19 protein-coding genes, 1 rRNA gene and 1 pseudogene are annotated in these 26,358 nt (G+C 29.1%); 12 read left to right on the top strand and 9 right to left on the bottom strand.

The annotated features are described in order from the left end of the window. Positions 1 to 239: 239 nt before the first annotated feature. On the top strand, positions 240 to 632 hold the full coding sequence (locus Q1X91_RS05930; RefSeq protein ID WP_300754410.1) for a hypothetical protein: 393 nt from the start codon (positions 240 to 242) through the stop codon (positions 630 to 632). Positions 633 to 800: 168 nt separating this feature from the next. Here the strand turns inward: Q1X91_RS05930 and Q1X91_RS05925 are convergent, their stop codons facing one another. Then, positions 801 to 1,916: a M23 family metallopeptidase gene (locus Q1X91_RS05925; RefSeq protein WP_300754407.1), complete on the bottom strand. Its 1,116-nt coding sequence runs from the start codon at positions 1,914 to 1,916 to the stop codon at positions 801 to 803. Between the two features lie 62 nt (positions 1,917 to 1,978). Then, positions 1,979 to 3,019, bottom strand: a complete 1,041-nt coding sequence (gene ruvB / locus Q1X91_RS05920) for a Holliday junction branch migration DNA helicase RuvB (protein WP_300754404.1) — start codon at positions 3,017 to 3,019, stop codon at positions 1,979 to 1,981. A 185-nt stretch (positions 3,020 to 3,204) separates the two neighbouring features. Between ruvB and Q1X91_RS05915 the strand changes: the two genes are divergently transcribed. Together Q1X91_RS05915 and Q1X91_RS05910 are read left to right on the top strand one after the other, a co-directional pair. Continuing rightward, complete coding sequence (locus tag Q1X91_RS05915; RefSeq protein WP_300754402.1) at positions 3,205 to 5,154, top strand: methyl-accepting chemotaxis protein; 1,950 nt, start codon at positions 3,205 to 3,207, stop codon at positions 5,152 to 5,154. 43 nt (positions 5,155 to 5,197) lie between these two features. Next, positions 5,198 to 5,347: a hypothetical protein gene (locus Q1X91_RS05910; protein WP_300754399.1), complete on the top strand. Its 150-nt coding sequence runs from the start codon at positions 5,198 to 5,200 to the stop codon at positions 5,345 to 5,347. Positions 5,348 to 5,755: 408 nt separating this feature from the next. Here Q1X91_RS05910 and Q1X91_RS05905 read toward each other — a convergent pair whose 3' ends face one another. Next, positions 5,756 to 7,273: a hypothetical protein gene (locus tag Q1X91_RS05905; RefSeq protein ID WP_300754397.1), complete on the bottom strand. Its 1,518-nt coding sequence runs from the start codon at positions 7,271 to 7,273 to the stop codon at positions 5,756 to 5,758. Positions 7,274 to 7,356: 83 nt separating this feature from the next. Next, positions 7,357 to 9,150: a hypothetical protein gene (locus Q1X91_RS05900; protein ID WP_300754396.1), complete on the bottom strand. Its 1,794-nt coding sequence runs from the start codon at positions 9,148 to 9,150 to the stop codon at positions 7,357 to 7,359. 185 nt (positions 9,151 to 9,335) lie between these two features. Here Q1X91_RS05900 and Q1X91_RS05895 point away from each other — a divergent pair, with 185 nt between their 5' ends. Then, entirely contained in the window at positions 9,336 to 10,946 is a 1,611-nt protein-coding gene (locus Q1X91_RS05895) for a flagellar hook-length control protein FliK (RefSeq protein WP_300754393.1), read from the top strand. Positions 10,947 to 11,000: 54 nt separating this feature from the next. Beyond that, positions 11,001 to 11,798 carry a flagellar hook capping FlgD N-terminal domain-containing protein gene (locus Q1X91_RS05890; protein WP_300754390.1) on the top strand — a complete coding sequence of 266 codons (798 nt, stop codon included), beginning with the start codon at positions 11,001 to 11,003 and terminating at the stop codon, positions 11,796 to 11,798. Positions 11,799 to 12,235: 437 nt separating this feature from the next. On the opposite strand, the gene Q1X91_RS05885 is transcribed toward Q1X91_RS05890, so the two are convergent. The 4 genes from Q1X91_RS05885 to Q1X91_RS05870 form a co-directional block, all read right to left on the bottom strand. Beyond that, positions 12,236 to 13,690 (bottom strand): HD domain-containing protein, encoded by a 1,455-nt coding sequence (locus Q1X91_RS05885; protein WP_300754387.1) that lies wholly within the window; start codon positions 13,688 to 13,690, stop codon positions 12,236 to 12,238. A 75-nt stretch (positions 13,691 to 13,765) separates the two neighbouring features. Next, positions 13,766 to 14,140, bottom strand: coding sequence for a YkgJ family cysteine cluster protein (locus Q1X91_RS05880; protein WP_300754385.1), 375 nt, complete (start codon positions 14,138 to 14,140; stop codon positions 13,766 to 13,768). Between the two features lie 56 nt (positions 14,141 to 14,196). After that, positions 14,197 to 16,881, bottom strand: coding sequence for a hypothetical protein (locus Q1X91_RS05875; RefSeq protein ID WP_300754382.1), 2,685 nt, complete (start codon positions 16,879 to 16,881; stop codon positions 14,197 to 14,199). A gap of 4 nt (positions 16,882 to 16,885) precedes the next feature. Further along, positions 16,886 to 17,626 (bottom strand): hypothetical protein, encoded by a 741-nt coding sequence (locus Q1X91_RS05870; RefSeq protein WP_020005249.1) that lies wholly within the window; start codon positions 17,624 to 17,626, stop codon positions 16,886 to 16,888. A gap of 932 nt (positions 17,627 to 18,558) precedes the next feature. On the opposite strand from Q1X91_RS05870, the gene Q1X91_RS05865 reads away from it, so the two are divergent. The 6 genes from Q1X91_RS05865 (at position 18,559) to Q1X91_RS05840 (ending at position 24,431) form a co-directional block, all read left to right on the top strand. Next, positions 18,559 to 20,073: ribosomal RNA gene (locus Q1X91_RS05865) — 16S ribosomal RNA — on the top strand. 152 nt (positions 20,074 to 20,225) lie between these two features. Further along, entirely contained in the window at positions 20,226 to 21,059 is an 834-nt protein-coding gene (locus tag Q1X91_RS05860) for a hypothetical protein (RefSeq protein ID WP_300754378.1), read from the top strand. Positions 21,060 to 21,086: 27 nt separating this feature from the next. After that, positions 21,087 to 21,416, top strand: a complete 330-nt coding sequence (locus Q1X91_RS05855) for a cupin domain-containing protein (protein ID WP_300754375.1) — start codon at positions 21,087 to 21,089, stop codon at positions 21,414 to 21,416. Between the two features lie 2 nt (positions 21,417 to 21,418). After that, positions 21,419 to 22,303: a peptide chain release factor N(5)-glutamine methyltransferase gene (gene prmC, locus Q1X91_RS05850; RefSeq protein WP_300754373.1), complete on the top strand. Its 885-nt coding sequence runs from the start codon at positions 21,419 to 21,421 to the stop codon at positions 22,301 to 22,303. Between the two features lie 959 nt (positions 22,304 to 23,262). Beyond that, entirely contained in the window at positions 23,263 to 23,685 is a 423-nt protein-coding gene (locus tag Q1X91_RS05845; RefSeq protein WP_300754370.1) for an Hsp20/alpha crystallin family protein, read from the top strand. 320 nt (positions 23,686 to 24,005) lie between these two features. After that, entirely contained in the window at positions 24,006 to 24,431 is a 426-nt protein-coding gene (locus Q1X91_RS05840; RefSeq protein ID WP_300754367.1) for an Hsp20/alpha crystallin family protein, read from the top strand. Positions 24,432 to 24,553: 122 nt separating this feature from the next. Here Q1X91_RS05840 and Q1X91_RS05835 read toward each other — a convergent pair whose 3' ends face one another. Beyond that, positions 24,554 to 25,837, bottom strand: coding sequence for an MATE family efflux transporter (locus Q1X91_RS05835; RefSeq protein WP_300754364.1), 1,284 nt, complete (start codon positions 25,835 to 25,837; stop codon positions 24,554 to 24,556). A 379-nt stretch (positions 25,838 to 26,216) separates the two neighbouring features. On the opposite strand from Q1X91_RS05835, the pseudogene Q1X91_RS05830 reads away from it, so the two are divergent. Then, positions 26,217 to 26,358: pseudogene (locus tag Q1X91_RS05830) on the top strand (nicotinamide riboside transporter PnuC); the annotation flags it as partial.

The raw sequence follows: 26,358 nt of genomic DNA, 5'->3' as shown, positions 1-26,358 counted from the left end.
CGATTTAATAATAATTTTAATACTTGCACTTTTTGGTTCTTTTTGCGGCGGGAAAAAGAACAACAAAAAATTGACAAACTTAAAAATTTTTAGTATATAACAGTAGTATTATTTCTTTTCAGCAGCTAAATATTTCTTTTTATAAATATAATAGCTATATGTATAAAATTGCAACATGTCTATTGATAATAAAATAAATAAGATGTATTATGTATAATATATTAAATTGGGAAGGGTTTATGAAAAAGAAAATTATAATTTTATCATCTTTTATTAGTATCTTTATATTAAGCTGTTTTAATAATGATTCTATAGTAAAATTAAATAAATATGCAGCAAGATATGAAGGAACTATCAATACCACATCAAATGTAAGACAGCTTATAACCAATAAATGTACATTAATAGTTAATGAAGACAGCTCAATAGAAATTACTATTGAAGGCGGAAATGTATATGATAAAAAACTTACAATATCAAAAGAAGAATTGGTAAAAACAGATGATATTTCATATAATACATCTAAAGACGGAAATAATTATACTTTTGTTTTCCATGATACATATATGACATTAAGAATAGAAAATACAGATAATACTGTAAGCGAAGGGAAGCTATCAAAAATTGAATAATCATAAATAAAAAATCCCTGACATTATGAAATGACAAGTATTTTTATTTGTCTTTTAATTTTTATTGCTTAAAAACATGTATTATACCTAAGCAATACCAAGTAATTTTATTAGCCTTACTTCACATTATAGTAATAGAAAAGCAATAGTTTATTAATTTCAGAGAAATTAGAATCTGGCACTCAAATAAGGCATAGGATTTTTATGGTCTCCTCCCACTCTCACCTCAAAATGGCAGTGTATTCCAGTAGTACGTCCTGTATTTCCTATTAAAGCTATTTTCTGTCCTCGTTTAACTTTCTCTCCGTAGTCTACTAACAATTTAGAATTATGCCCATAAGCTGTTTGAAATCCGTTAGCATGCGTAATAAGTACAAACCAGCCGTATCCGTTTCTCCAGCCTGAAAAAGTAACAGTTCCGTCAGCAACTGCTATTATAGGTGTTCCGTAAGGACCTGCTATATCTACGCCATAGTGATAGCTTTTCTCCTGATTAAAAGGCGAAAGTCTTGCTCCGAAACCGCTTGATATACGTCCGCCTCCTGCAACAGGCCAGCCTAATGGTATTTCTTTATGTATTTTTGGAGATACATCCATAAATGCCAAAATATTTTTTTGATAGGCATCTACTTCAGCAAGCATTTTGTTTATATTGGCAGATTCAGTATAATTAATATTGTTATTATTAAATGCAGCCGCATCATTATAATCTATTGCATAAGATATTGTTCTCATGATATTATTATAATCGGCCAATGCCTTTGAAAATCTGGTTAATGACTTTTTATAATCTTCTATAAGTGTATAAGTTTTAGCCTCTCTAGCAGAAAGAGTATTATAAAACTCTCTAGCTTCTTTTTGTTTATTATAGGCATCATATCCAGTATATACTAATGAAGAAAATACCAAAAGTAAGAACGTTATCATGAAATTATTAATAGGAAGTCTTACAGCATGCTCTTCATCATCATAAAATATAAGTATGCTTCTTTCATGATTGCCTTTTCTTTTTATTGCTTCTATGATAGAGCAGAAGAAATGCCTTATACCGTATGTAGAATTATATATCTTTTGAAAAACTTTTTTACTTCTGCTAAACTTTACCTTAGATCTAGGTGCTTTATATCTTTTTATTTTTAATTTAGTATTTTTTTTATAGCTTATATCAAAATGTGAAGTTTTATCGGATGCAGTATTATTAGATGTAGTTTTAAAATTATTAACGAATTTATTTGCAAGTCCTTTTACATCTTTTGAAGTTTCTTCTAAATAATATTTATCCAACTGAGCATTGGATTTTTTTTCTTTTGTTATATTATCATCTGTTATTAAAATAATACTCCTCCTTAAAAATCATCAAATAAACCTCTTCCTAAATTATCGTCAAGTCTTGATGAAAGATTTAAATATGAATAAGCCTTATTTGTTGCTACTCTTCCTTTAGGGGTTCTTTTTATAAATCCAGACTGTATCAAATAAGGCTCTATAACATCTTCTATAGTTTCTATCTGTTCGGATAAAGAAACTGAAAGGGTATCAACTCCTACAGGTCCTCCATTATAGTGTTTAATAATAGTATTTAAATAAAGTTTGTCAAGTGCTTCAAAGCCGTTTTTATCTATACCAAGTTTTTCCAAAGAATCACAGGCAAACTCTTCATCTATTTTTAAAACATCATGTACAGTAGCAAAGTCAAAAACACGCCTTAAAAGTCTATTAACTATTCTAGGTGTGCCTCTTGATCTTGAAGCTATTGAAAGAGCTGCAGAATCTGTTATATCTATATCCAAGAATTTGGAGCTTCTCTTTACTATATTTGCTAAATCTTCATTAGTATAAAACTCAAGACGCTCTACTATTCCGAATCTGTCATAAAGAGGCGTACTTAACAAACCGCTTCTAGTAGTAGCACCTATCAAAGTAAAATGAGGAAGTTTTACCCTAAAACTTTTGGCACTTGTACCTTCTCCTACTTTTATATCCACAAAAAAATCTTCCATAGCAGAGTAAAGCACCTCTTCTACAACTGTTCTAAGACGGTGTATCTCATCTATAAAAAGTATGTCTTTCTCCCCCAAAGCTGTAAGTATAGAAGCCAAATCACCAGGACGTTCTATTATAGGTGCTGATGTTGCTTTGATACTGCTTCCCATTTCATTTGCTATTATTTGAGCAAGTGTTGTTTTTCCAAGCCCGGGAGGACCGTAAAATAATATATGATCCAAAGAAACATCTCTTTTTAAGGCACTATTTATAAAAACTTTTAATTTTGATTTTATATTATTCTGTCCCAAAAAATCATCAAAACCTTTAGGTCTTATAGAATTATTATTTTCTTCTTTATCATAAGAAGTCTCTTCAGCATTAATTATACTCTCTTTATCCATAACTCTTTTACAATTTTACAATATAAAAATATAGCATATATTATATACTAAAAGCTATTAAATAACAAATTTATTTTATTTATGATTTTAAAATTTGTAATTTTATATTTTCTTAATTAATAAAATAATTGAGTATAAATACATATTATTGTATAATGGAAAAAATTACATATTTGGAGTTTCCTATGATAAAGCTGCATAGTCTGCAATTTAAAATAAGTATGGTTATATTAATTCCTTTTTCAATCATGCTTATAATATCAAGCATTGTTAATATTTTATCAGTAAGCAATGTTACTAAAAAACTGTCATATAAAATATTAAATGAAAGTGCTAAGGGAGAAGCTTCAAAATTAGAAAATATAGTTCAGGAATCTCTTGACAGCTTGAATGTATTTGAGTTTACTGTTGATAATTTATATCAGTCTGGAGAGAGAAACAGAGATGTATATAGAAATACAGCTCTAAATTTTTTCTCTACCTTATCTGAAGGTACAGGTGCTTTATTTCTTGTATTTGAGCCTAATACTTTAGGAAATGATATTGATTATATAAATGATCCCCGCTATTCAGTTTCAGATGGTATGTTCTCAGACTATGTATATAGAAATAATGCTTCAGCTGCAAGCAGAGGAATGACTTCAGAAGAATTAAAAAGTGATTATTATACAGCTCCTATAAGCAGCGGAAATACTTATATTACATCGGTATATGATTTTGAAGTAGGCGGTAAAATGGTTAAGATGAATACTTGGTCTATACCTATAAAAAATGACGGAAAAATAATCGGCGTTGCAGGAGTTGATATATTTATAGATTCGCTTCGTCCTATAATGGAAAATATAAAGCCTTTTGAAAATACTAAAACTGCATTATTTGATCATAACGGCTCTATACTGTATGATGTTTTTGATGAAAATGTTGTAGGTAAGAATATTTATGATGCATACCCAGGATACAAAAATAATCAGGTATTAGAAAAAATAAAAGCAGGTCAGACTATAATATATGAAGAATACAGCATAGCATTAGAAACTATGGCTACATATGTATTTATCCCTATAAAACTTCAAACAGGGCAAAATTGGGGTATGAGAATATTAGTACCTAATTATGTAATATTTGAAGACAGCAACAATATAAGAAATATAATGATTATAATAGCTGTTTTAATGCTTATAATAGTATCTATACTTACACCTTTAATATTAAAAAGAAATGTTATATTTATTATTCAATTATTATCTCAGGATTTAATGAAGCTATCAAAAGGAGATATTTCTTGGCAAACTCCTCCGGGATTTGCTGATAGAAAAGATGAATGGGGAGATATAGCAAGAGCAATAGAAAGTATATTGGGTAATTTGAATAATGTAATGAATACAATAAAACAATCATCAGAATCAGTTGAAAATGCTGCTAATGAAGTTCTTTCCGGCAACAATGATTTATCAAGCCGAACAGAGATGCAGGCTTCTAGTTTGGAAGAAACTGCTTCTACTATGAGCGAAATGGCTTCTAATATACAGAATGCTGCTTCTGATATAAATAAAAGTGCTGAAATAGTAATGAAATCAAAAAATTATGTTGAAAAAGCAGGAGTGATAATAGAAGAAAGCGTGGCAAAAATGGACGATGTTTATGTATCAAGCTCAAAAATTATGGATATTACTAAAATCATAGAAAGTATTGCTTTTCAAACAAATATACTTGCTCTTAATGCTTCTGTTGAGGCTGCACGTGCAGGAGATCAGGGAAGAGGTTTTGCAGTGGTAGCAAGCGAGGTTAGAAACTTAGCTCAGAATACTCAAGAGTCTGTAAAAAATATTACATCCCTTATAGCTGACAGTAATGATAAAATTAATTTAGCTGCTGAAAGTGTTAAAGAATCTAAGGATATATTTGTACAAATTTCTGAAAGTATGGATACAGCTTCAAGTATAATGCAGAAAGTAAATGCGGCAGCAAAAGAAGAAGAAACTGGAATAAATCAAATTAATACAGCAATAGGACAGATGGACAGCTCTGTACAGCAAAATGCTGCTTTGGTAGAAGAGGCTAGTTCTTCTTCTCAATTACTTCTTAATGAGGCTCAAAACTTAAATAAATTGATAGATTTCTTTAAACTAAGATAATAATACATATACTACAGATACTAATAAGGCTGAAAGTTCTTGAATGATTTTCAGCTTTATTTTTTATAAAAATAATAAAGTTTCTAACAATATAGATGATAAAACTGTAAAAGAAAATAAAGATGAAATAAAAGCTGATAATAATGTTCATGAAAAAACTGATAAAACTAATTCTGAAAACATGTCATTATAAAGAAAAATTGGCACTAACAAAAGAAAAAGCTAAAATTAATAATTCAAAATGCTTCCAATAATAAAGTTTTGGTTAATGTTGTATATTAGACTTGTTTCAAAAGTACTTGACAAATAATTTTATGAGTTTGTTGTTTTATGTTAAATTGTATAATATTAATTTATTACACAAGTAAATGTTTTATATGTTGTATAAAATCATTATTCAAATTATAAGATGCAGTTATTTTGGTTATTTTATACCACGCCATACCTAACGGTACTTCCTTCGGTCTCAGGCGGACAGATGTCATAAAAGAACTGGGATTTTTCGTAATCACCAGAGCGGTGGTCAAAGCCGCATTATAATGAAAAAATATTAAATTAAAAATTTATAAATATTAATAAATTTAGTTTTGAAATAAGTCTATTAATAATTATAGTTTAACTCTTCCCATCCTAAGTATAAAGTTTTATTTATTTTTAAATCTCTAGTTTTTTCTGCTTGATAGAGTTTCATCCAAGTTCTCACCATTTGCAAACATTCTGCTAAATTAAAAGCCGTTGGATTCCAAGCCATAAAAGCCATTTTAGCTATATTTCCGCCCATAGTAAGAGTATGTGCCAAAGCCAGCATAGACTGTAGTTTAACATCTTCTTTTCTTTTATAATCTTCCATTTTATGAAGCAGCTCAAAATTAGAGACTGTATAATATGTACCTATAAAAAGCTCTATTATCATAGGTACAATAGACATAGTAATAAAATGATCTAATGTATATCCATTTTTATACATCCAAGTTATCAAATAATTTAAAGATACTTCCTCTCCTTTAGGTCCAAGTTTAAATGGGGTTTGCATATTAATAGCCCTTAATAAGGTCAAACCTGGTATTGGAACTCCTTTTGTAGTTGGTATATCGGATATTATATGACAAATCCATTTTATCAATGCTTTAATGGGATTCGTCTCAATATTATTAAAATTACTCCTATACAAACTTAGTCTATTAGAGTCATTATCTATTAAAGTCATCTTACCTGTCATAATATCTCTAACTCCAAAAATTATTCCAAATAATGGATCATGACCTAAACTTTTGATTCTATGATCTTTAGGTGTTATTCCCAATCCCTTCAATAATGGTTCATGTCCGCTAGTAGCAGGGTCAAATGGAACTTTAGCAAACTGCTCCAATTTACCCTGATATATTTTTAACATTCTCAAAACTTTATTGTCTCCTTTTTTAGCATTCATTACTTTATTTTTCTGCTCTAATAAAAATTTTGTTATAGGACTGCTTTGCATAGTAGGATTATCTTTTTTAAATTTTGTTAAATATGCACTATCTATTATACCATTCTTAGTATTAACAGGCGGAACGGCAACTAAAAAATAATCTGTTAAAACAGCTGTAAGCACGGAAAGACCCACTACAGCATAATCTGCCGCACACCATTCTACTTTTCCAAATTTCAAATGATATTCGTCTATTATATTTTTATACTGCTCAGGAGTTAATAATTGCCTATACGGATCAGATTCTAAATCAACATTATATTTATCTGCATATTCCTCTACTCTTTGAATATAAGTATCCCAATCATCAACTTCATCTATTGTTTCTATAAGATTGATACCATATTCCTCACTAATTTGTTTTTGTGCTTTTAATTTTGCTCTAGCTTCTTTCATTCTCTGACGTCTTTCAAATTTTGAAATGTCAATATCTTCTTTAGCTATTGTATTTGGATCTATACCTCTAGCTTTGAGAAGCTGATTTGCTTTCTCATCTAAATCTTTTAGATTTGCTAATTGTTCTTTATCTTTATCAGCTATTTTATTGAATAGATTGTCTAATTTATCAATATTTTCTACTGATTTCGAATATTGATTGGCCTGCACCAAAGCAGCTTTTTCTGCATCTTTAAGCGTCTTTTTATCCATAATTAATATCCTTGCAAAAATACTATAGAGAAATTAATATAATAACTTCTCTATAGTATATAAAAAATAAATAAGCCTACTTATTATTTTTTTCCAAATTTATCTTTCAAACTTCCAAAACCTTTCATAAATCCTTTTCCAACAGCATCCATAGTTTTAGCAACTGTTTCATTATTGGTAATAGATTCCATAGCCTTAGCAACTGTTTCATTACTTGTTATATTTTTACCTAAATTTTCTATTCCCTGTCCTATAGATTTAGCAGCTATATTTTTAATATCATTATATCCTATATCATTTAGGCAATTTAGTAATTCCTCTAAATCTTCCAATTCATTTGATTCATCTAATACAAATACATTTTTATTTCCTTGTTCTGTTTCTATTTCTTTTTCTTCATAAAAATTTATTATGAAATCCCTAAACTCTTTCAATGTAGCATCAGAAGTAAGAGTATTTAATCTATTTACATCTAAATATTTAGGTAAATGTATTATAATTTTTTCTTTTTCAGCATAATCAGAATTATCCATTATTGCCGTTTGAGAAGAAGCTAATACATTAATTTTTTTATATAAATTAGTTATTACTTCCTGTTTCACATCATTATTTTTAAGTAATTCAGCTGCTTTTGAAGTAAGATAATTTATATCTTCTATTAATAAATTAAAAGCTCTTTGCGACTGTTTCATAACATTTTGAAGTAAGAACTCTCTTTGTTTATACTTTTCAGAATCATCTCCTGTTATTGCTCTTATTCCTTTACCAACTAATTTATAAGAAACAACTCCTATTACTAAAGCAACACCTATACCTGTTACCATAGAAGAAAAACCTAAAACTCCTCCCATTCCAAGAGCAGCAAGACCGCTTGTAAGTCCTGCAGCACTAAATCCAACAGTACCTGTCAAATAAACAGCAGCCAAAGGTACGCCAACTGCTGCAGCCTTTCCTGCCATATCGGTGAATAATTCTTTTATTTTATCATCTGAAGCATCTCTATCATGAAATATTTTATCATCATTAATAATACTTTCTTCTATTAATGATATTTCATCATCTGATATATTCAATTTATTTTTTAATTCAGATATGTTTTCATCTTGTTTATAAGTTCCTGCAACATATGGATTTATATTATTTTTAGCTCTGAAAGCATTGATTGATTCTTTTATAAGTGATATATGCAGTTCATGCAATCTATTTTCAGGCATTTTTTCTTTTATCTCAGATAATAATTCATCATTAGTTTTTATATCACTTTCTCCAAGCATATATTCTCTTGTTGCAATTCTTTCTTCTTTAGAAAAATTAAGTCTGCTTATAAGCTGTATAATAGAGGCATATGATTTTGCATCCAAATTTCCTTCTTCATTACTTAAAAGATTTATTAATATCTTCAAAAAATTAGTTTTAACAGATGTATCTTCATTTTCTAAAGGCACACTTTGAGATTCTTCTTTAAATGATATGCCTTCTGATATTAAACTTGTAATAACAGATATAAAATTATTATAATCAAAACTTACTATATCTTCTTCATAAGTATTTAATGTATTATTATCTTTTGTCTGTATTGATATATAATTAGTTTTGTCAGAAGATTCTTCCAATTTTATAGATGATATATTAGAATATTCTATATCAAATTTATCGCTTCCAGATATAAATGATTTATAATACAATTTAGCACCTGTAAGAACAAATCCTGCTTTTCCAGAACCTAATAATGTATTATCAAATAATGCTATTATTTTGTTTGGTTCTAATCCGTCAAATACAGAACATGCTCCATTTAATTTATTAGAAGGTATATTCGGAGAAAACAGCCATTTCTCTCCTTTAAGATTTTGCTTTAACACTTCTTCTACTATCATCTAAAACTCCTTAAAATATTTAATTAATAAACTATAAATACTATTTTTGATAAAGTATAAACATATATTTAAGTATATGCTTTTGTATCTAAATGTCAAGTATACAGAATATTTTCGTAAAGTAAATTTTTATACTTCCGAATATTAACATAATAGTAATAAAACTAATAATTAGGAAGTAAATTATGATAAATGGATTAGGAAATTTATTATCTTTTGTTGATACTAATGTTTCATCTAACAATAATACATACAGTTTGAACAATTACAGCTATGATGATTCTTTTGCTAATATGCTTAATAAAACACAGACTGAAGATATTTATTCAGCTCCTTCAAGTGTTTCAAATAAGATAGTAGAAAGAAATAATACTGAAGATTACAGCCCGAAAAATTATAATGATTATGAAGAATATAATAATGATTATAACAATTATGAAAGTGATGATATTACAAACTCTTCAGTAGCAGAAGAAAAAATATCATCTAAAGAGAATCATTCCGAAAACAATATAAATAAAAGTTCAGAAGATTCTAATAGTGAAGAAAATAAAGTTTCTAACAATACAGATGATAAAACTGTAAAAGAAAATAAAGATGAAATAAAAGCTGATAATAATGTTCATGAAAAAACTGATAAAACTAATTCTGAAAACATGTCATTAAAAGAAAAATTGGCACTAACAAAAGAAAAAGCTAAATTAATAATTCAAAATGCTTCCGATAATAATGATGATAAAAAAGTTTTGGTAAATAGTAAAGAAAATGCAGAAGTTGTTATTGCTAAATCTGATAAAGCAGATAAAAAAGAAAATGCTAAAAATACTCAGGATATAGAAAGCATAAAAAAACAAATAGAAGCACTAAATTTAGAAGATTTAGATGAAGAAGATAAAAAAGAATTAGAAGATTTAATAGCATCATTAGAAACAATTAAAGCTATGATAGATAGTAATAACGATGAAGAAGATAAAAAAGAAGTATTAACTGATGATATTAAAGACAATGTTGAAGTAAAAGAGACTGATGTCAATAAAGAAATAAAAATCGCTTCAAACAAAGACAATGATAAAAAAATAGAAACTATTAATACAGAAGAGCCTGCTATAGATTTTGACAGCAGTATTTCAGATATTAATATTGCCAATAATGCAGACAATGTAGAAAGTAAATATGCAGATAAATATGATAAAGATAATGTAGAAGTAAAAAATAATAATAGTACAGTAAATAATACTATTTCAGATGATAAAGGTGCAGAACTTACAATAATAAACATGAAAGATTCTGCAGAAGGTGCTAATTTAAAAGGATACAATCATTATAATAATAATGTATCAAAAACACATAACAGTACCAACCTTACAGACAGCATGATAAAATTCCAAGACTTAATGGGTAAACTTGTAGAAAAAGCTCAGGTTGCTGTTAATAACGGAAAAAGCGAAGTATTAATGAGTCTTAATCCAGAATATTTAGGAAAGGTAAGATTAAAAATAAGTATGGATGGAGATAATTTGATAGGAAAAATATTCGTTGATAATGCTGATGTTAAAGATATATTTACTAAAAATTTGGATACTGTTATAACTTCATTAAATGAAATAGGAATTAATATAGAAGGCTTTGATGTAATGTTAAGACAGGACATGCCTAATAATGACGGAGGCTTCGGTGAGGAATTGGATAATATCGGAAATAGATTTGCTTCTGAAAATATTGATAATGCCGAAGAAGTAAAAGCCGATATAAAATCATATATAGTTCCTACAAGAAAATTGAATTTACTTATATAAGTATTATTCAAAAAATATGGTAGTTTAGAGATAATTTTTTAAGGAGATAAGAAGATGATATCAGCAGACGCTTTAAAAATGTCAGAGAGAGAAATAAAAATATTAAAACAAGAGGTAGGAGCTTATAACCTGCAGAATAATTTTCAAAGAGATCCTACCCAGAACTCTTTAGGTAAAGATGCCTTTTTAAAACTCCTTACAGTACAAATGAGCCATCAGGACCCTCTTTCTCCTATGGATAACAGAGATATGATAGCACAGTTGGCACAATTCTCATCTGTTGAACAAATGACTGAGGTTAATAAAAATCTTGACTCTATGAAAACATTTTATTCAAGCCAAACAGGATATTCTATGCTTGGAAAGAGTGTTGAGGTTATGGACGAGGCTGGAAATAGATTTTTGGGACCAGTTGAAATGGTTATGGAAAATGATACTGGAGTTGCACTTGCTGTAAGAACAGAAAGCGGACTTATTACTGTACGTCCTGAAGATGTTATGATAGTACATTCAAGCGGTAATTTAATGGCTTCTGAGGCTGCTGCTGTTTCTCAAGTAAGAGAGGCTCAAAGTGAAGATGAAGCAGCAAAGGTATTTCAATCTTCTTTAGCTGATAAGGCTCAAATTATTACAAGACCTTCTGCTGATGATGACGGAAATGGAAATGCCAATAATGAATTTGGTGATTTGAGAGCTGCAAGTGAATCTCAAATAAATACAGCTACACAGAGTGAAGTTTCTAAAACTGATAATGCTAACTTAAATAAAACAGAAAAAACTGCTGGTATGATGAAAGCTGAAGAGGCATTGATAAACTCCAAAGAAGGCGGAAATAAAGCAATCAAAAAATAATACAAAAGAAATAATATTGTTGATGAATTTAAAGCCCGCAGAATTATATTCTATGGGCTTTATTTTTATGTATGACTAAAGAAATGCAGTTTGTCAAAAGTTAATTTTTCAAATTTATTGTTTGCTAGACTTTACCATGCAAAGTATACAGTTGTGCCACGCTCTGCGTGCCGTATGCAAGGTGTAGCCTGAATTTCGGGTATTACCATACATTTAATAGATATCTTTAAAATATAAAGTTCTAGTAATTGCGTTTTTCTCAACTTTTTTGTGCGGTAAAAAAGTTGAGAATTCTATATGAAGTGCATCCGCTAACAAAATAAAATCGTTCCAGTATACACAAACATTATAAAAAATTTCGCTTTTAATATAAATTTCAATTATATTATAATTACATCACTAAAAATAATTTCGAAAAAAGCATACTGTTTAATAATTTAGAGTAATTTGCATGCCATTAAATCCTGCTTTATAGAATTACTCAAAAACTCTACAAATACATCATATAGTATAGGGTCTAATTTAACATGCTTTTCTACAAAATCTTCTCTCATAATGTTAAGGGCTTCTTCTGGAGTGAAAGTTTTACCGCCTCTGTATTTACGTGCTGGGTCTATTAGAGCATCATATACGTCTATAATCTCAAGCATTTTAGCAGGGAAATATGCAAAAGCCTCACATTCATCTATAGCCTTAGCATCATATGTCATTATTCTCTGTATTTGGAAATGAGGATCTTTTGCTAATTTTAATTTATAAAGATGATCATAAGGTCCGTATCCTAATCCGTAATACTCATGGTGTAAAGCTACAGTTAATATAACCTCAAGCGGATATTCAGAAGTCTGACTTACAAGAGCATAGCTATTAAATAAGTGCTTTTTTATTCTTTCATAATCTCTGCCGTTAGCTCCTTCAAAATAGTCTAAATCTTTAACCTTACCTATATCATGAAGCAAAGCACCTACAGAATAAAGATTCATCTCTCTCTCTTCTATGATTTTTATTCCTTTGTCAATACAGTCTTCAACAGTAGCTAAATTTTTGCGTATATTATCTTTGCTGAACATTGCCTCAACTTGTTCATAGAATTTTTTATATTTATTAGTGTATGAAGTTCTTATCTTATGTACTAAATGCCTTCTGTTAATTAGGTTGTTATAAAAAGCCATAAAATTAACATATGAGATAAATACCCTGTTAGAGTGCGACATTACTCCGCCGTCAGAATAGTTTCTAAGCTCATCAAAAACTTTTTGTGTTTCTGTATTTTTAGAAAGCATATCTACTATAGTCGTAACTAGGTTAGTTGTAGTTTCTGTAATTTCCTGATTTTCTATTTTAGCCTGTTCCTGAGTAATTTCTTCACCTTTAATCTTTTGTATACTCTCAAACATAGTAACTTTGGCTATTAATCCTACATCATTACCTACATTAACTATTTGCTGGGCTGTATTTTTATTTATTCCTACTTCTTCATCTACTACTATTTTTTTTAATTCAGTATTATAGCTTTCTATTGTACTTACTTTTTCTTTGTAAGTCATTTTAGAGATTTCAGATATTCTTTTGCCCATCTCTTTTTCAGATTCTTTAGGCGTTCTGAAAACATAAGGCTGATTTGTATCGGAGGCATTTGAAGAATTATCGGCCTGAGTTATAGATTTGAACTCTTCTATAAATACTGAAAAGTTTTTTGGGATATATAGTTTTAGGTTATTGTATTTTTCATTATCTATTATAAGGCTTAATTGTTCTGTTGGAAATGGAATAATTTTTTTTTCTTTATCTGTTCTAAATAGGGGGATATTATGTGATACTAGCTGATCTTTTATGGTTTTTAATTCTTTAACAGTTAAAATATCGTATTTGGTGGTTAAGTCATTACTCATTATTTGGATTTCCTAAAACAAAAATATACGTATATTATTATATAATATTTTTGTAAAAAAGGAAATAATAAAAATCTACTTTTTTATTTTAACACCTTTGCATGGTCTGTTAAATTTTCCGGCTATTAAATTGCCGTTTTTATCCATATATTCATTCCAGTATGGAAAAGTTTTGCATTGTTTTGGTTTCGCATCATTTATTGTGCATTTATTATTTTCATCTAAGAAACAGCATGATTTACCCTCATCTACTTTTATATAATATCCGTAATATTCTTCATATTCCAAATATTTGTTTATAAATACTGGAGGAGATATTTTTAATAAGTCTGAAGCTCTTTTTATATCATCATCATTAAAAAATACATATCCTTTTTCTTTACAGCATATTCCGCAGCCTGTGCATGAGAACTCTAATACTGCATTTTTATTTTTAGTGAATCTTTTCATAATTATTATTAAATCTTTATTTATTTATATATTTGATTTTGTTTATTGTTTGATTATTATTTAGTGATAATAGAATTTGCTTGAGATTTTATAGAATTTGCGAAATTTTGTTTGCCGATTTTTATATATATTTCAGAAACCTTTATATAATCATCATACAGCAATTTCTTTTCATTATCACTCATATCCTCAACTTTTTTTTTTCCCCCTTTTGGGATTTTTATATCTTTATTAAAAACTATATCATCAGGATTATTTATTATATCTTCATTAAGTACAAATATTGAAGGCCATCTTCTTTCATCTCCAAGCTCGGAAGCTGCAATAGATGAAAGAGTATCAGTCCATTTAGTTTTATAAGTATCAGTATTATATGATAATCTTGTATTTTGATTGTTATTATTAGCTGCTGCATTAGTATTAGCTGCAGGAGGATTAGGCGGAGGAGTTGGAGGTGTAGGCGGAGTTATTTCTGGCTCTTTAGGAGGTGTTGGAGGCGTATTAGTCTGCGGTCTTGCTGTATTAGTTTGAGTAACTGTATTGTTAGTCTGAGGTCTTGCTGTATTAGTTTGAGTAACTGTATTATTAGTTTGCGGTCTTACTGTATTAGTTTGAGTAACTGTATTATTAGTTTGCGGTCTTACTGTATTAGTTTGAGCAGCTGCATTGTTAGTCTGCGGTCTTACTGCATTAGTTTGAGCAGCTGCATTGTTAGTCTGCGGTCTTACTGTATTAGTTTGAGTAACTGTATTATTAGTCTGCGGTCTTACTGCATTAGTTTGAGCATTATTAGTTTGAGGTCTTACTGTATTAGTCAAAGTATTAACAGCATTATTTGTTTTAACAATATTATTAGTTGGCGAAGCAGTTTCATTAGTAACTATTTCATAAAAATCATCATCAACCTCATTATTTTTTCCAGAGAAGAACTGTACACCCAAGAAAGATAATCCTAATATTATGATTATAATTCCAACTATAGCAACAATTTTATTTGATTTTTTATTTTCGTCTATAGAATGTGCTGGAGCAACATAAGGTTCTGCAGGTTTTTTCTCTATTTCAGGCAATGCTGAAGTTTTCAATTCATCTTCAGTTTCTATTATTTTTATATCTTTTTCTTTTAATTCCTGTAATTTTTTAGATTCATCTTCATTGCTTTCAGTTTCATTTGAATCATAATTTTTATAATCTTCAACAGCATCATTTTCATCAATAGTAGGAGCTGTTTGTATAGCATTATCCATCTCTTCCTGTTTGTAAACAGATTTTTTTATCTCTTCATCATTGTTTGAAGGTATGATTACAGGTCTTTTAAATATATCGCTTTTACTGTATGTAGGTTTGTCATTTATTTTAACTTCTTCAGTTTTATTTTCTTTCTCTTCTTTTTCTTCTGTATTATTTTCTAATTCTTTATTTTCTTCGTTTGTTTCTTCTTCCGCTTTTTCTTCAGATTTATTTAAATTATTTTCTTCTGCAGTTTCATTTATTTTTTCAGGGTCTTCTTCTTTTTTCTCAAATCTAGTAAAAGAGTATGAAGAACTGTAATTATGCATTATAGATGAGGAAGGAGTTTCTGTAATTTCTTCTTTTTCCTCTATTTTTATTTCTTCTTTTACCTCTTCTATATTTTCTGTATCTTCTGTTTTTGAAACTTCTTCTGAAGCAGGCTCTTCTTTATTTATTTCATCATCTGATGTTTTTTCAGTATTTATTTCTTTTTCACTATTTTCTTTTTCATCTTCTTTTTTATCAAAAAAATCAGTACTATCTTTATTATCTTCTATTTTGTTTAGATCATTTTCTTTTATTTCATTATCTTTTACACTGTTTATACTATGAGCTGCTAATACACTTGTTATTATAGGTTTTGAAACATTTAATTCAGAAGATGAAGTATTTTTTAATTCTGAATTAACATCAGTATCATCATCAACAACAGCTAAACGTTTTTTTACAGTAACAGGTCTTGATACATTTTTTGATTTTGCTTTTATAGCTTCTTTTAATAGAGTTATTGATTCTCTTTCTGTTTTAGTTTCGCTGCTTTCAGTTTTTATAGTTTCTAATTTTCTTACTGGACTTGATGTTTTAAATGGGTTTTTTCTATCCGCTTTAGCTTCTTTTATAAGTTCTTTTAAATCTTTTCTCTCTTCTTTTTTCTCTTCATCTTTTTTTATTAAGGGCTCTCTTGAAGATATTTTATTTTCAGATGCATCAGAAACTTTATCATCTTTTTTATCAAAAATACTATCTATTTTTTTATTTGTTTCTTTTTTTTCTTCTTGGCTGTTTTGTAAATCTATGGCTTTACTTTCTTCTTTTAGGGGTGTTTCAGCTACAATTTTTTTAGCAGCAGTCTTTTTGACAGTTGTTTCTTTAGCTGTGTCTTTAACTTCTTCATCAGCTGTTTTTTTAGCTGCGGCAGTCTTTCTAGCTGTAGTTTTCTTTACTGTTGCCGCTGTATCTTTAATTTCTTCATCGGCTGTTTTTTTAGCTGCAGTAGTCTTTCTAGCTGTAGTTTTCTTTACTGTTGCCGCTGTATCTTTAACTTCTTCATCGGCTGTTTTTTTAGCTGCGGCAGTCTTTCTAGCTGTAGTTTTCTTTACTGTTGCCGCTGTATCTTTAATTTCTTCATCAGCTGTTTTTTTAGCTGCAGTAGTCTTTTTAGCTGCAGTTTTTTTTACAGTTTCTTTGCTTTCTTCTTTTTTGTTTGTAGTAGTTTTTTTTGTTGCCATATTTTTACTCTGTAATATTTTGTTTATTCTTAATTAATAGATTTCTTATAGTATTCATTGTTTTATCATCAAAAATGTTTTCTGTTATATTTCCTGTTTTTAAGGATTCTATAAGATAATTATTTAAGTTAATGTCTTTGTTTAGATTATATTTTTTTGCTATATACACGCTGTTGCACATAGAAAGTATTATTCTTAATTGATTTCCGTTAGAAGAATACTTGTCTATAAGTTTCTGCGGATCATCTATACCTAGACAACTTAAATTATAACAAACTTTGAAAAAAAGTTTATCTACTGCCTGCTTAACCTGAGCTTCTTTTTTATTTTTTTTGTTTACAGTGTAAAGTATCGAGAAATCCCTTACTTCAAAATTGCATACAGTAGCAAAAAACTTTTCCTGATGCGGCATAAGGTAATGATGGCTTTTCATTTTGGATTCTACTCTTGTAATAAAACCTTTTTCTTCTAAAGTGTCCAAAGATTTTACTATAGTAGCATTTCCGCCTATACCAGCTTCATTAAGTATCTGAGAATGAGTAGTTTTAGCTATACCTAACTCATAATCATAATTTGCTACCAATGTTCTGTATACTTCTTTAGCAGACAGAGGCAGTTTTTTCCAAGTGTTGTTTTCTGTTATAGATTTTGGAATAAACGAACACATTGATGCTATAGATAAGAATGTTTCTTTATCTATATTTTTTAGCTGAGCTTTATTAATAATATCTAATATGTTTTCCAAAATCTTACTCCAATCTTACAGACTTATATAATATATCTAATTTAATATAAAATCAAGTTGTTAAAAATTATTTTACTACTACATAATCCTTATCGGATTTTTAGGGGTGTAAATTTATGTTCAAGTATTTTTTAGAATAATTGCTTATAAATTATTCTGGGAAATTATTTACGGAAGTTTTTATTTTTTATAGATATTATTTTTTTATTATTTTTTTGTATTGTTTTGACTTTTTATTTTTGCATTTTTAGTTTTCTCTTGTATATTGCTTATCTTTTTTAGCTATTTTTTAGGCATTTATTATAGTTTTATTTCGATTTTTTATTTTTCGAGGTAATTTTAAGCTTTGAATTTCGTTTTTTAATCATGATTTTCTTCTCAAATGGGGTGTTTTTATAATTTTTTATCAAATTTTCTGTTTGTTTTTTGATTTTTATTGAATTAGAGAGAAAAAAATTCCAGATTTTAGGCAGAAAGTTTAAAAATTTTCAGTTTTTTTGGGGTTTTTAAGCTGAATTTTGGGCTTTTTGATGTTTTTGGAGGCTGAAATTGGCTGAAAAAGCATTAGTTTGATTTGCTTTTGATTAAAAATGTATGATATGTATTATAAACTGTATTTTTGAATAAAAAACATAGAATTTTTATCAAAAACTAGCTTTTAGGCTATTGTGTTTTTCGAAGCCTATGCTATAATAATAAAACAGTTGATGAGAAACGAAAAACAAAACATCGGCTGACACAAACAAAAATAAAAGTTCTTTGAAATATGGATAGCAGAAGCAATTTAAGAAAAACAAAACACAACTGGTGTAAATGAACTTAGATTAAGTTCTATGACCCAACGGTTACAATTTGTAACATTTCTTTAAGTAAGTAAATCACTATTCAGCGGAATAGTAAAAATAAAGAATTATTTCAGATTCACAAAAGTGAGTATGGAGAGTTTGATTCTGGCTCAGAGCGAACGTTGGCGATGCGTCTTAAGCATGCAAGTCGAGCGGACTTATTCGGGCAACTGGGTAAGTTAGCGGCGAACTGGTGAGTAACACGTAGGTAATCTGCCGTAGAGTGGGGGATAACCCATGGAAACATGGACTAATACCGCATATACTCTTGCTACACAAGTAGAGTAGAGGAAAGGAGCAATCCGCTTTACGATGAGCCTGCGGCCTATTAGCCTGTTGGTGGGGTAACGGCCTACCAAAGCTACGATAGGTAGCCGACCTGAGAGGGTGACCGGCCACATTGGGACTGAGATACGGCCCAGACTCCTACGGGAGGCAGCAGCTGAGAATCTTCCACAATGGACGAAAGTCTGATGGAGCGACATCGCGTGAGGGATGAAGGCCTTCGGGTTGTAAACCTCGGAAATTATCGAAGAATGAGTGACAGTAGATAATGTAAGCCTCGGCTAACTACGTGCCAGCAGCCGCGGTAATACGTAGGAGGCAAACGTTGCTCGGATTTACTGGGCGTAAAGGGTGAGTAGGCAGACTTATAAGTCTAAGGTGAAAGACCGAAGCTCAACTTCGGGAACGCCTCGGATACTGTAAGTCTTGGATATTGTAGGGGATGATGGAATTCTCGGTGTAGCGGTGGAATGCGCAGATATCGAGAGGAACACCTATAGCGAAGGCAGTCATCTGGGCATTTATCGACGCTGAATCACGAAAGCTAGGGGAGCAAACAGGCTTAGATACCCTGGTAGTCCTAGCCGTAAACGTTGTACACTAGGTGCTTCTATTTAAATAGGAGTGCCGTAGCTAACGTCTTAAGTGTACCGCCTGAGGAGTATGCCCGCAAGGGTGAAACTCAAAGAAATTGACGGGTCCCCGCACAAGTGGTGGAGCATGTGGTTTAATTCGATGATACGCGAAAAACCTTACCTGGGTTTGAATTGTAAGATCAATGATTTAGAGATAAGTCAGACCGCAAGGAGATTTTACATAGGTGCTGCATGGCTGTCGTCAGCTCGTGTCGTGAGATGTTGGGTTAAGTCCCGCAACGAGCGCAACCCTCACCCTTTGTTGCTACCGAGTAATGTCGGGCACTCTTAGGGGACTGCCTACGTTCAAGTAGGAGGAAGGTGGGGATGATGTCAAGTCCTCATGGCCCTTATGTCCAGGGCTACACACGTGCTACAATGGCAAGTACAAAGAGATGCGAGACCGCGAGGTGGAGCGAAACTCAAAAAAGTTGCCTCAGTTCGGATTGGAGTCTGAAACTCGACTCCATGAAGTTGGAATCACTAGTAATCGTAGATCAGAACGCTACGGTGAATACGTTCCCGGGGATTGTACACACCGCCCGTCACGCCATCGGAGTTGGTTTTACCTGAAGTCGTTAGCCTAACCGCAAGGGGGGCGGCGCCGAAGGTGGGACTGATGATGAGGGTGAAGTCGTAACAAGGCAGCCGTACCGGAAGGTGTGGCTGGATCACCTCCTTTATTCGGAGATTGTCCGACTTAAATCTTACTGCTATTCATATTTGAAAGAATTTTTCCATATTATATTTTTTATACCTCGTTAATAAACTAGCCTTCAAGGCTGGTTTTTTTGTGTCTTTTTTATATTTATTTGCTTGCCTTTTATTATCATTTTGGTATTATATAATTATTTTATTTTTAGGGGTTATTCTATAGGTAAAAAAGTTGGAGTTACTAAAGAAGAAAAATCTTTACCTTATTATAAATATTTTCAAAAAAAATTAGCTAAAATTCCAAATGAAAAATTATATATACTAGAAAATGGTGTAAAAGATAATTTAAAAGGTATTTCTTTTGATAAGAAAAATATATTTCTTGAGGGAAAAGATGATAATTATTGCCAAATAGGTTATGGTATTCAAGATGATGGTACTGGTTTTGTATGCAATACTACCTATATGCCTAATGTATTGCCTGAAATGCTTGATTGGTGGTTTCCTTGGCATAGCGTAGGTTCTGATTTGAGATATAAGATTTGGAATCCTGAGGATCATTATTTTGCAAGGGCTGACAATGTTCATTATGTATGTGATAATAATGTACCTATTAATCAAAGAACTTGGAATGTTAATCATTATGTACTTGAAGATATAGGAATGGGTCCTGATGAGGTAAAATTATGTTTTAAAAGACATAAAGATTTCGGGTATGATGAATCTGTAATAGGAAGTGAGTTTTGCTCTTCTCTTGTTTGTGCTGTAGGAGAGGGTAATTGTGCTGCTGCTATGACTCATAAATGGTATAAATATAAAGGAGGTATTATGCTATGTTCTCGTTTTTGGATTGGCTTTGGTTATATCAATGGAAATATAGTAAAAATACTTCCAGAAAATGAAAAAATACCTATTGATATCGCTAAAGCTTTATTTGCTCATAATATTAAAGAGTTTACTAATTTAGCAGAGATTTTACCTAGTGTATATGATGAAAATAAAGACAATTTCTAATTTATTAAAAAATAAGAGGAATATTTTATGTATCAAGACTTTAATAAAGCTGAATTAAAAAATTTGGGAAACGGACTTAAAAGAAAAATATTAGCTCATTCTGAAAATCTTATGACTGTTTATATGGAGTTTGAGGAAGGAGCTATAGCTGATGTTCATGCTCATGATAATCATGAACAAATTACTTATATTATAGACGGAGAGTTTCAATTTAATGTAAATGGGGAAGAGTATTTATGTAAGGCTGGAGATAGTCTTCATTTTGCCAAAAATATGCCTCATGGCTGTAAATGTACTAAAAAAGGCTGCTTATTAGATACTTTTACTCCAGAAAGAGAAGATTTTCTGAATAATTGATTATGAATATAAATGAGGCTTTAATATATTATTCTAAACAATTAGAAAAAATTAATAATGATTATAAGGTATCTTATATTGAGGCAAATACTATTATAATGCATACTTTCAATATTAGTAAAACCAAATTAATATCTGAGGGTTTAAAAGAGCTAAAAGAAGAAGAGATAATGAAAATAGAGAGCCTCATAAAAAGACGCCTTAATCATGAGCCTTTAGCGTATATAATAAATAAAAAAGAGTTTTATGGTTTTGATTTTTATGTAGATAGTAATGTGCTTATACCAAGACCAGAAACTGAAGAGCTTATTGATTTAATACTTGATTATATAAAAGATAAAGATAATATTTCTATATGTGATGTATGTTCTGGAAGCGGAAATATAGCTATTGTATTAAAAAAATTATTTATAGAGCAGAATAAAAATATTGATATTACGGCAGTTGAAATAAGTAATGGGGCAGCAGAAATTATAAAGAAAAACACATTTAATATATTGGGCGGTGATAGAATAAAAAATATAATAAATATAATAAATGATGATGCCCTAAAATATATACCAGATAAAAAATTTGATATAATAGTGTCAAATGCTCCCTATGTTCCTTTAAAAGATAAAGATTCTCTTCAAAAGGATTTGGAGTTTGAGCCTTTTAATGCTTTGTATTCTGGAGATGATGGGCTTGATTTTTATAGGGCTTTTTTAAATATTATAGATATATATTTAAAATATAATGGGGCATTCTTTTTTGAGATAGGCTATAATCAGGGAGATTCTTTAATTAATATATGCCGTAATTTAAATATAGATAATGCCGAAATAAAAAAAGATTTAAGCGGTAAAGATAGATTTTTGGTATGCTATGATTTCAAAAATAAATTTTAAATTCAGTAAAAAAATAATTCTATACCTAAACAAATATAATTTGTAAAAAATTAATTTTTTAATTTAAAATATTTGCAGGGCTTTGCCCACCACTCTGTGTGCTACGCAGCACCCCAGTTCTTTTATGACGCCTGTCCGCCTGTGGTGTGGTACGCCTTCGGCGAGAACCATACGCTGTACGCCTCGCTCTGCCTGCCGTAGGCAGGCGAAAGGACTGCATTTTTTAACTAAAATATAGTCATTACAATACGTTTAAAACATATTTTATTAATACCGATAATACTTTATACTATTTATAAATAATAATTACATTTACAAATAACTAAAAATTGACAAACTATAGTTGTTTAAGTATATCTATATGATTTTATTTTGTCGATTTATGTATTTTTATAAATGTATTATTAACTATTTATTACACAAGCATTAAACTTGTTTCAAAACTAATTTTTAATTGCAGGGACTATTCCAGTCGTTGCCCCGCTTCTTTTGCTGCGGCAAGGCACCTAAGCCATACGGAGTACGTAGGCATATCCCGAGGTTGAGAAAGACTGCATATTTATATATTAAAATGATAATTTATACAATATATAAAACATTATTTCTATGATTGATAAATTACTAAAATACTATATCTAATCTTGTCAAGTACTTTTGAGATATGAAACAAATCCAGTATAAACTCTATACATTGGCAATATTACTTTAATAAATTAGTATTATTCATATACAAAAGTATAATAAATTAAGTATAAAAATTAAACATATATTTATTTATATATAATGATGCAAAATAAAAATCACAAGTAAATGTATAAATAATATACAACATCTTAAAAATAATTGGTACAATTCTTGCATATATAATAGTGTAGCAAATATGAAAGCTGCTTAAAGCTAAAATAAAGGCTTTAATAAGATTGAAAAATATAAAAGTTAATATAAAAGGAGTTTTAATTATGGATAGAAGAATATTTTTACCTGCTTTACATTCTGTTTTAGATGATTTTAGAGGTTTTGATAATGCGTTTAATAGCTTATATGCTAGTGATGAAATAAAAAAAATGCCTCACTACAATATAGAAGAAGATCAAAAAAGCTACTGCATAGAAATGGATATGCCTGGTGTAAAAAAAGAAGATTTGGATATAGGAATAAAAGAGAATATACTTTCTATATCAGCTAAACGTAAAAAAGTAAAAAAATCAGAAAACGGAGAATCAAAAGAAGAAGTTGTTTCAAGCTATGAACAAAGTTTTAATATCAGTACAAAAGGTATTGATGTAGAAAACATTGAAGCTAACTTGAATAACGGAGTTCTTAAAGTAATTCTTCCGAAAAAAGAAGAACTTAAATTTGAGAAAAAGATAAATATAGAATAATTAAAAGAAGTATAAAATTGTTCAGTGATAAGCTAAAAAATTATCACTGACAGTTTAAGAAAGTAAATAAGTTAATAATTTTGTAATAAAACTAAATAAAATTGATAGTATCTGTTTATAAAAGTGAATAGATAGTTATATGAAGTAATTTATATATAATAAAGCCAAATAAAAATTGCGAGCGTCTGTTGGCGAAGCAAACAGAGCCCTTAAGCGAGTAATTTTTATATATAATAAAGCCAAATAAAAATTACGAGCGTCTGTTGGCGAAGCAAACAGAGCCCTTAAACGAGTAATTTTTATATATAATAGGAGTTAATATGTCAAGAAGAATATTTGTACCAACTTTACATTCAATTTTTTCAAATGCTAATAATAGATATAATAATGCATTAAACCGCTATAGATATTATGAAAACAGATTGCCTGATTATAGAATAGAAGAAGATGAAAAAAGCTACTGCATAGAAATGGATATGCCGGGCGTTAAAAAAGAAGATTTAGAAATAGGAATAAAAGAAAATATACTTTCTATATCAGCTAAACGTAAAAAAATTGTTAAAGCAGAAAACGGCGAATCAAAAGAAGAAGTAATTTCAAGCTATGAACAAAGTTTTAATATCAGTACAAAAGGTATTGATGTAGAAAACATTCAGGCTAATTTGAATAATGGAGTATTGATAGTTATTCTTCCAAAGAAAGAAGAACTTAAATATGAGAAAAAAATAGAAGTAAAAGGAGAGTAAAAAAGTAAATAAGATAATCAACTTACTTTAATTCATAAGATATAATCCATAATAATAATGAGGTGTATACAGTAAAATAAAACTGTGTACGCCTTTTTTATTTCTATAAATTATTTATTAGTTTAGTCTTTAAACAAGTATAATCTATGTTTTTTTATAAAGATTAAAAAATAAATAATGCCTATAAATGCTGGTACTATAGGAGAAAATGCCATAGATAAATATATGCCAAAAAAGCCTATATGTTTTTCTAATATTATTGAAATTATTATCTTAAAAAATACAGAATCTATAGCTGCATTAATAAAAGATAAATATGATTTTTGAATGCCTATAAGAAAACTATCAAGCATATACATCAAAGCATATATAATGCCATTAAATGAAGCACATACTCTAAGATAAAGTATTATATCATTTACAGTTTTTTCATTTCCGCTGTAAAATATATTGATGATATTTTTAGCAAATAAATGTATAAATATAATAGCAAGTGCCGTAGTCAAAATATTAAAAAATAAAGCAGAAATAACATTATCTTTTATTTTTTTGTAATTTCTCTCTCCAAGACTTTTTGCCGTGAGTATGCTTAAAGCCTCTCCGTATGACCAAGAGATTATACCTATAAAAGTGTTTATTTTTAATCCTATTGTAAAGCCTGCTATTACATCGTATTTATTCATCATTATATTAACAGCAAAATAGGATATATTTATTATGAGTATCTGAAATATGCATGGAAAAGAAGTAAATATAAGCTCTTTTAATATTGAGCTATTAATATTAAAACTAATAATTTTTCTTGTGTAAAATAATGATAATAAAAAACTTAAAGCCTGTGATATAACTGTAGCTAAAGCGGCACCTTTTACGGATAATTTTAATATATATACAAATACAAAATCAAGTATAATATTTGTTAAAGCTGCTATCAATATAAAGCATAAAGAAACTTTTTCTTTTGAGCTTGCTTTGATTACAGAGTATAGAGAACTATATAAAAAAATCAAAATAATACCTGTAAATATTATTTTTATATAATCACAAGCATAATTAAAAGCCTCTTTTGGAATATTCATAAAAGTTAATATTTGTTTATAAAATATTAATCCCAATAATGAAATTATAAGAGATGATATAAGAGATAAAAATAATAAACTTCCTATACTTTGCTTATATTTGATATAATCTTTAGCTCCTTTATATTTTGAAATTACTACAGCTCCGCCTATAGAAAGACCAACAGATATAGAAGTTATAACAAACATTAAAGAAGCACAGTTTCCTAATGCGGCAACTGCATTATCACTTTCAAAATGAGAGATAAATATTATATCGGCAATGCTGTATAAATATTGAAGTATATTTGAAATAAATAATATAAATGAAAATTTAATTAAATACATGAAACTTTCCTTGAATATAAAACACAAATATACTAAAAAATATTACAAATCTGCTTGAGAGATGCAGAAGTATAAAGTTTTTTAGTATGCCCCAAACAATAAACTTTTTTACATATTGCTGGAGCTTAATTCAATAACAAGTTTCATATTATTTATGATATTAATAATAATTATAATTGTCAAGTTATTAATTTAATTTTATATATGTTTTTTAGGTGTTTTAATGAATTATGTACAAAAAGTTGAATATACGCAGAGCAATTGCAAATAACTATTTTGGCAATTATAACTATATATGTTGCAAATATATAAATTTAAAAAAATTAATTTTTTGACAAATTATCTTTGTTTAGGTATAATATAATTAAAAAAGACTATAATGAAAAATTTTATAAAAAATGAACTTAAAAATTGGAAAGCTGTAGAAATATTATGGATCATAACAGCGAGTGCAATAATATTATCTCTTTCTCTATATTGGAAAGAAAATATTATAGGCATAGTATCATCAATAAGCGGTA

The organism is uncultured Brachyspira sp., from assembly GCF_949287625.1.
Classification (GTDB): Bacteria; Spirochaetota; Brachyspiria; order Brachyspirales; family Brachyspiraceae; genus Brachyspira.
This window is presented reverse-complemented; position numbering and strand designations above follow the sequence as displayed.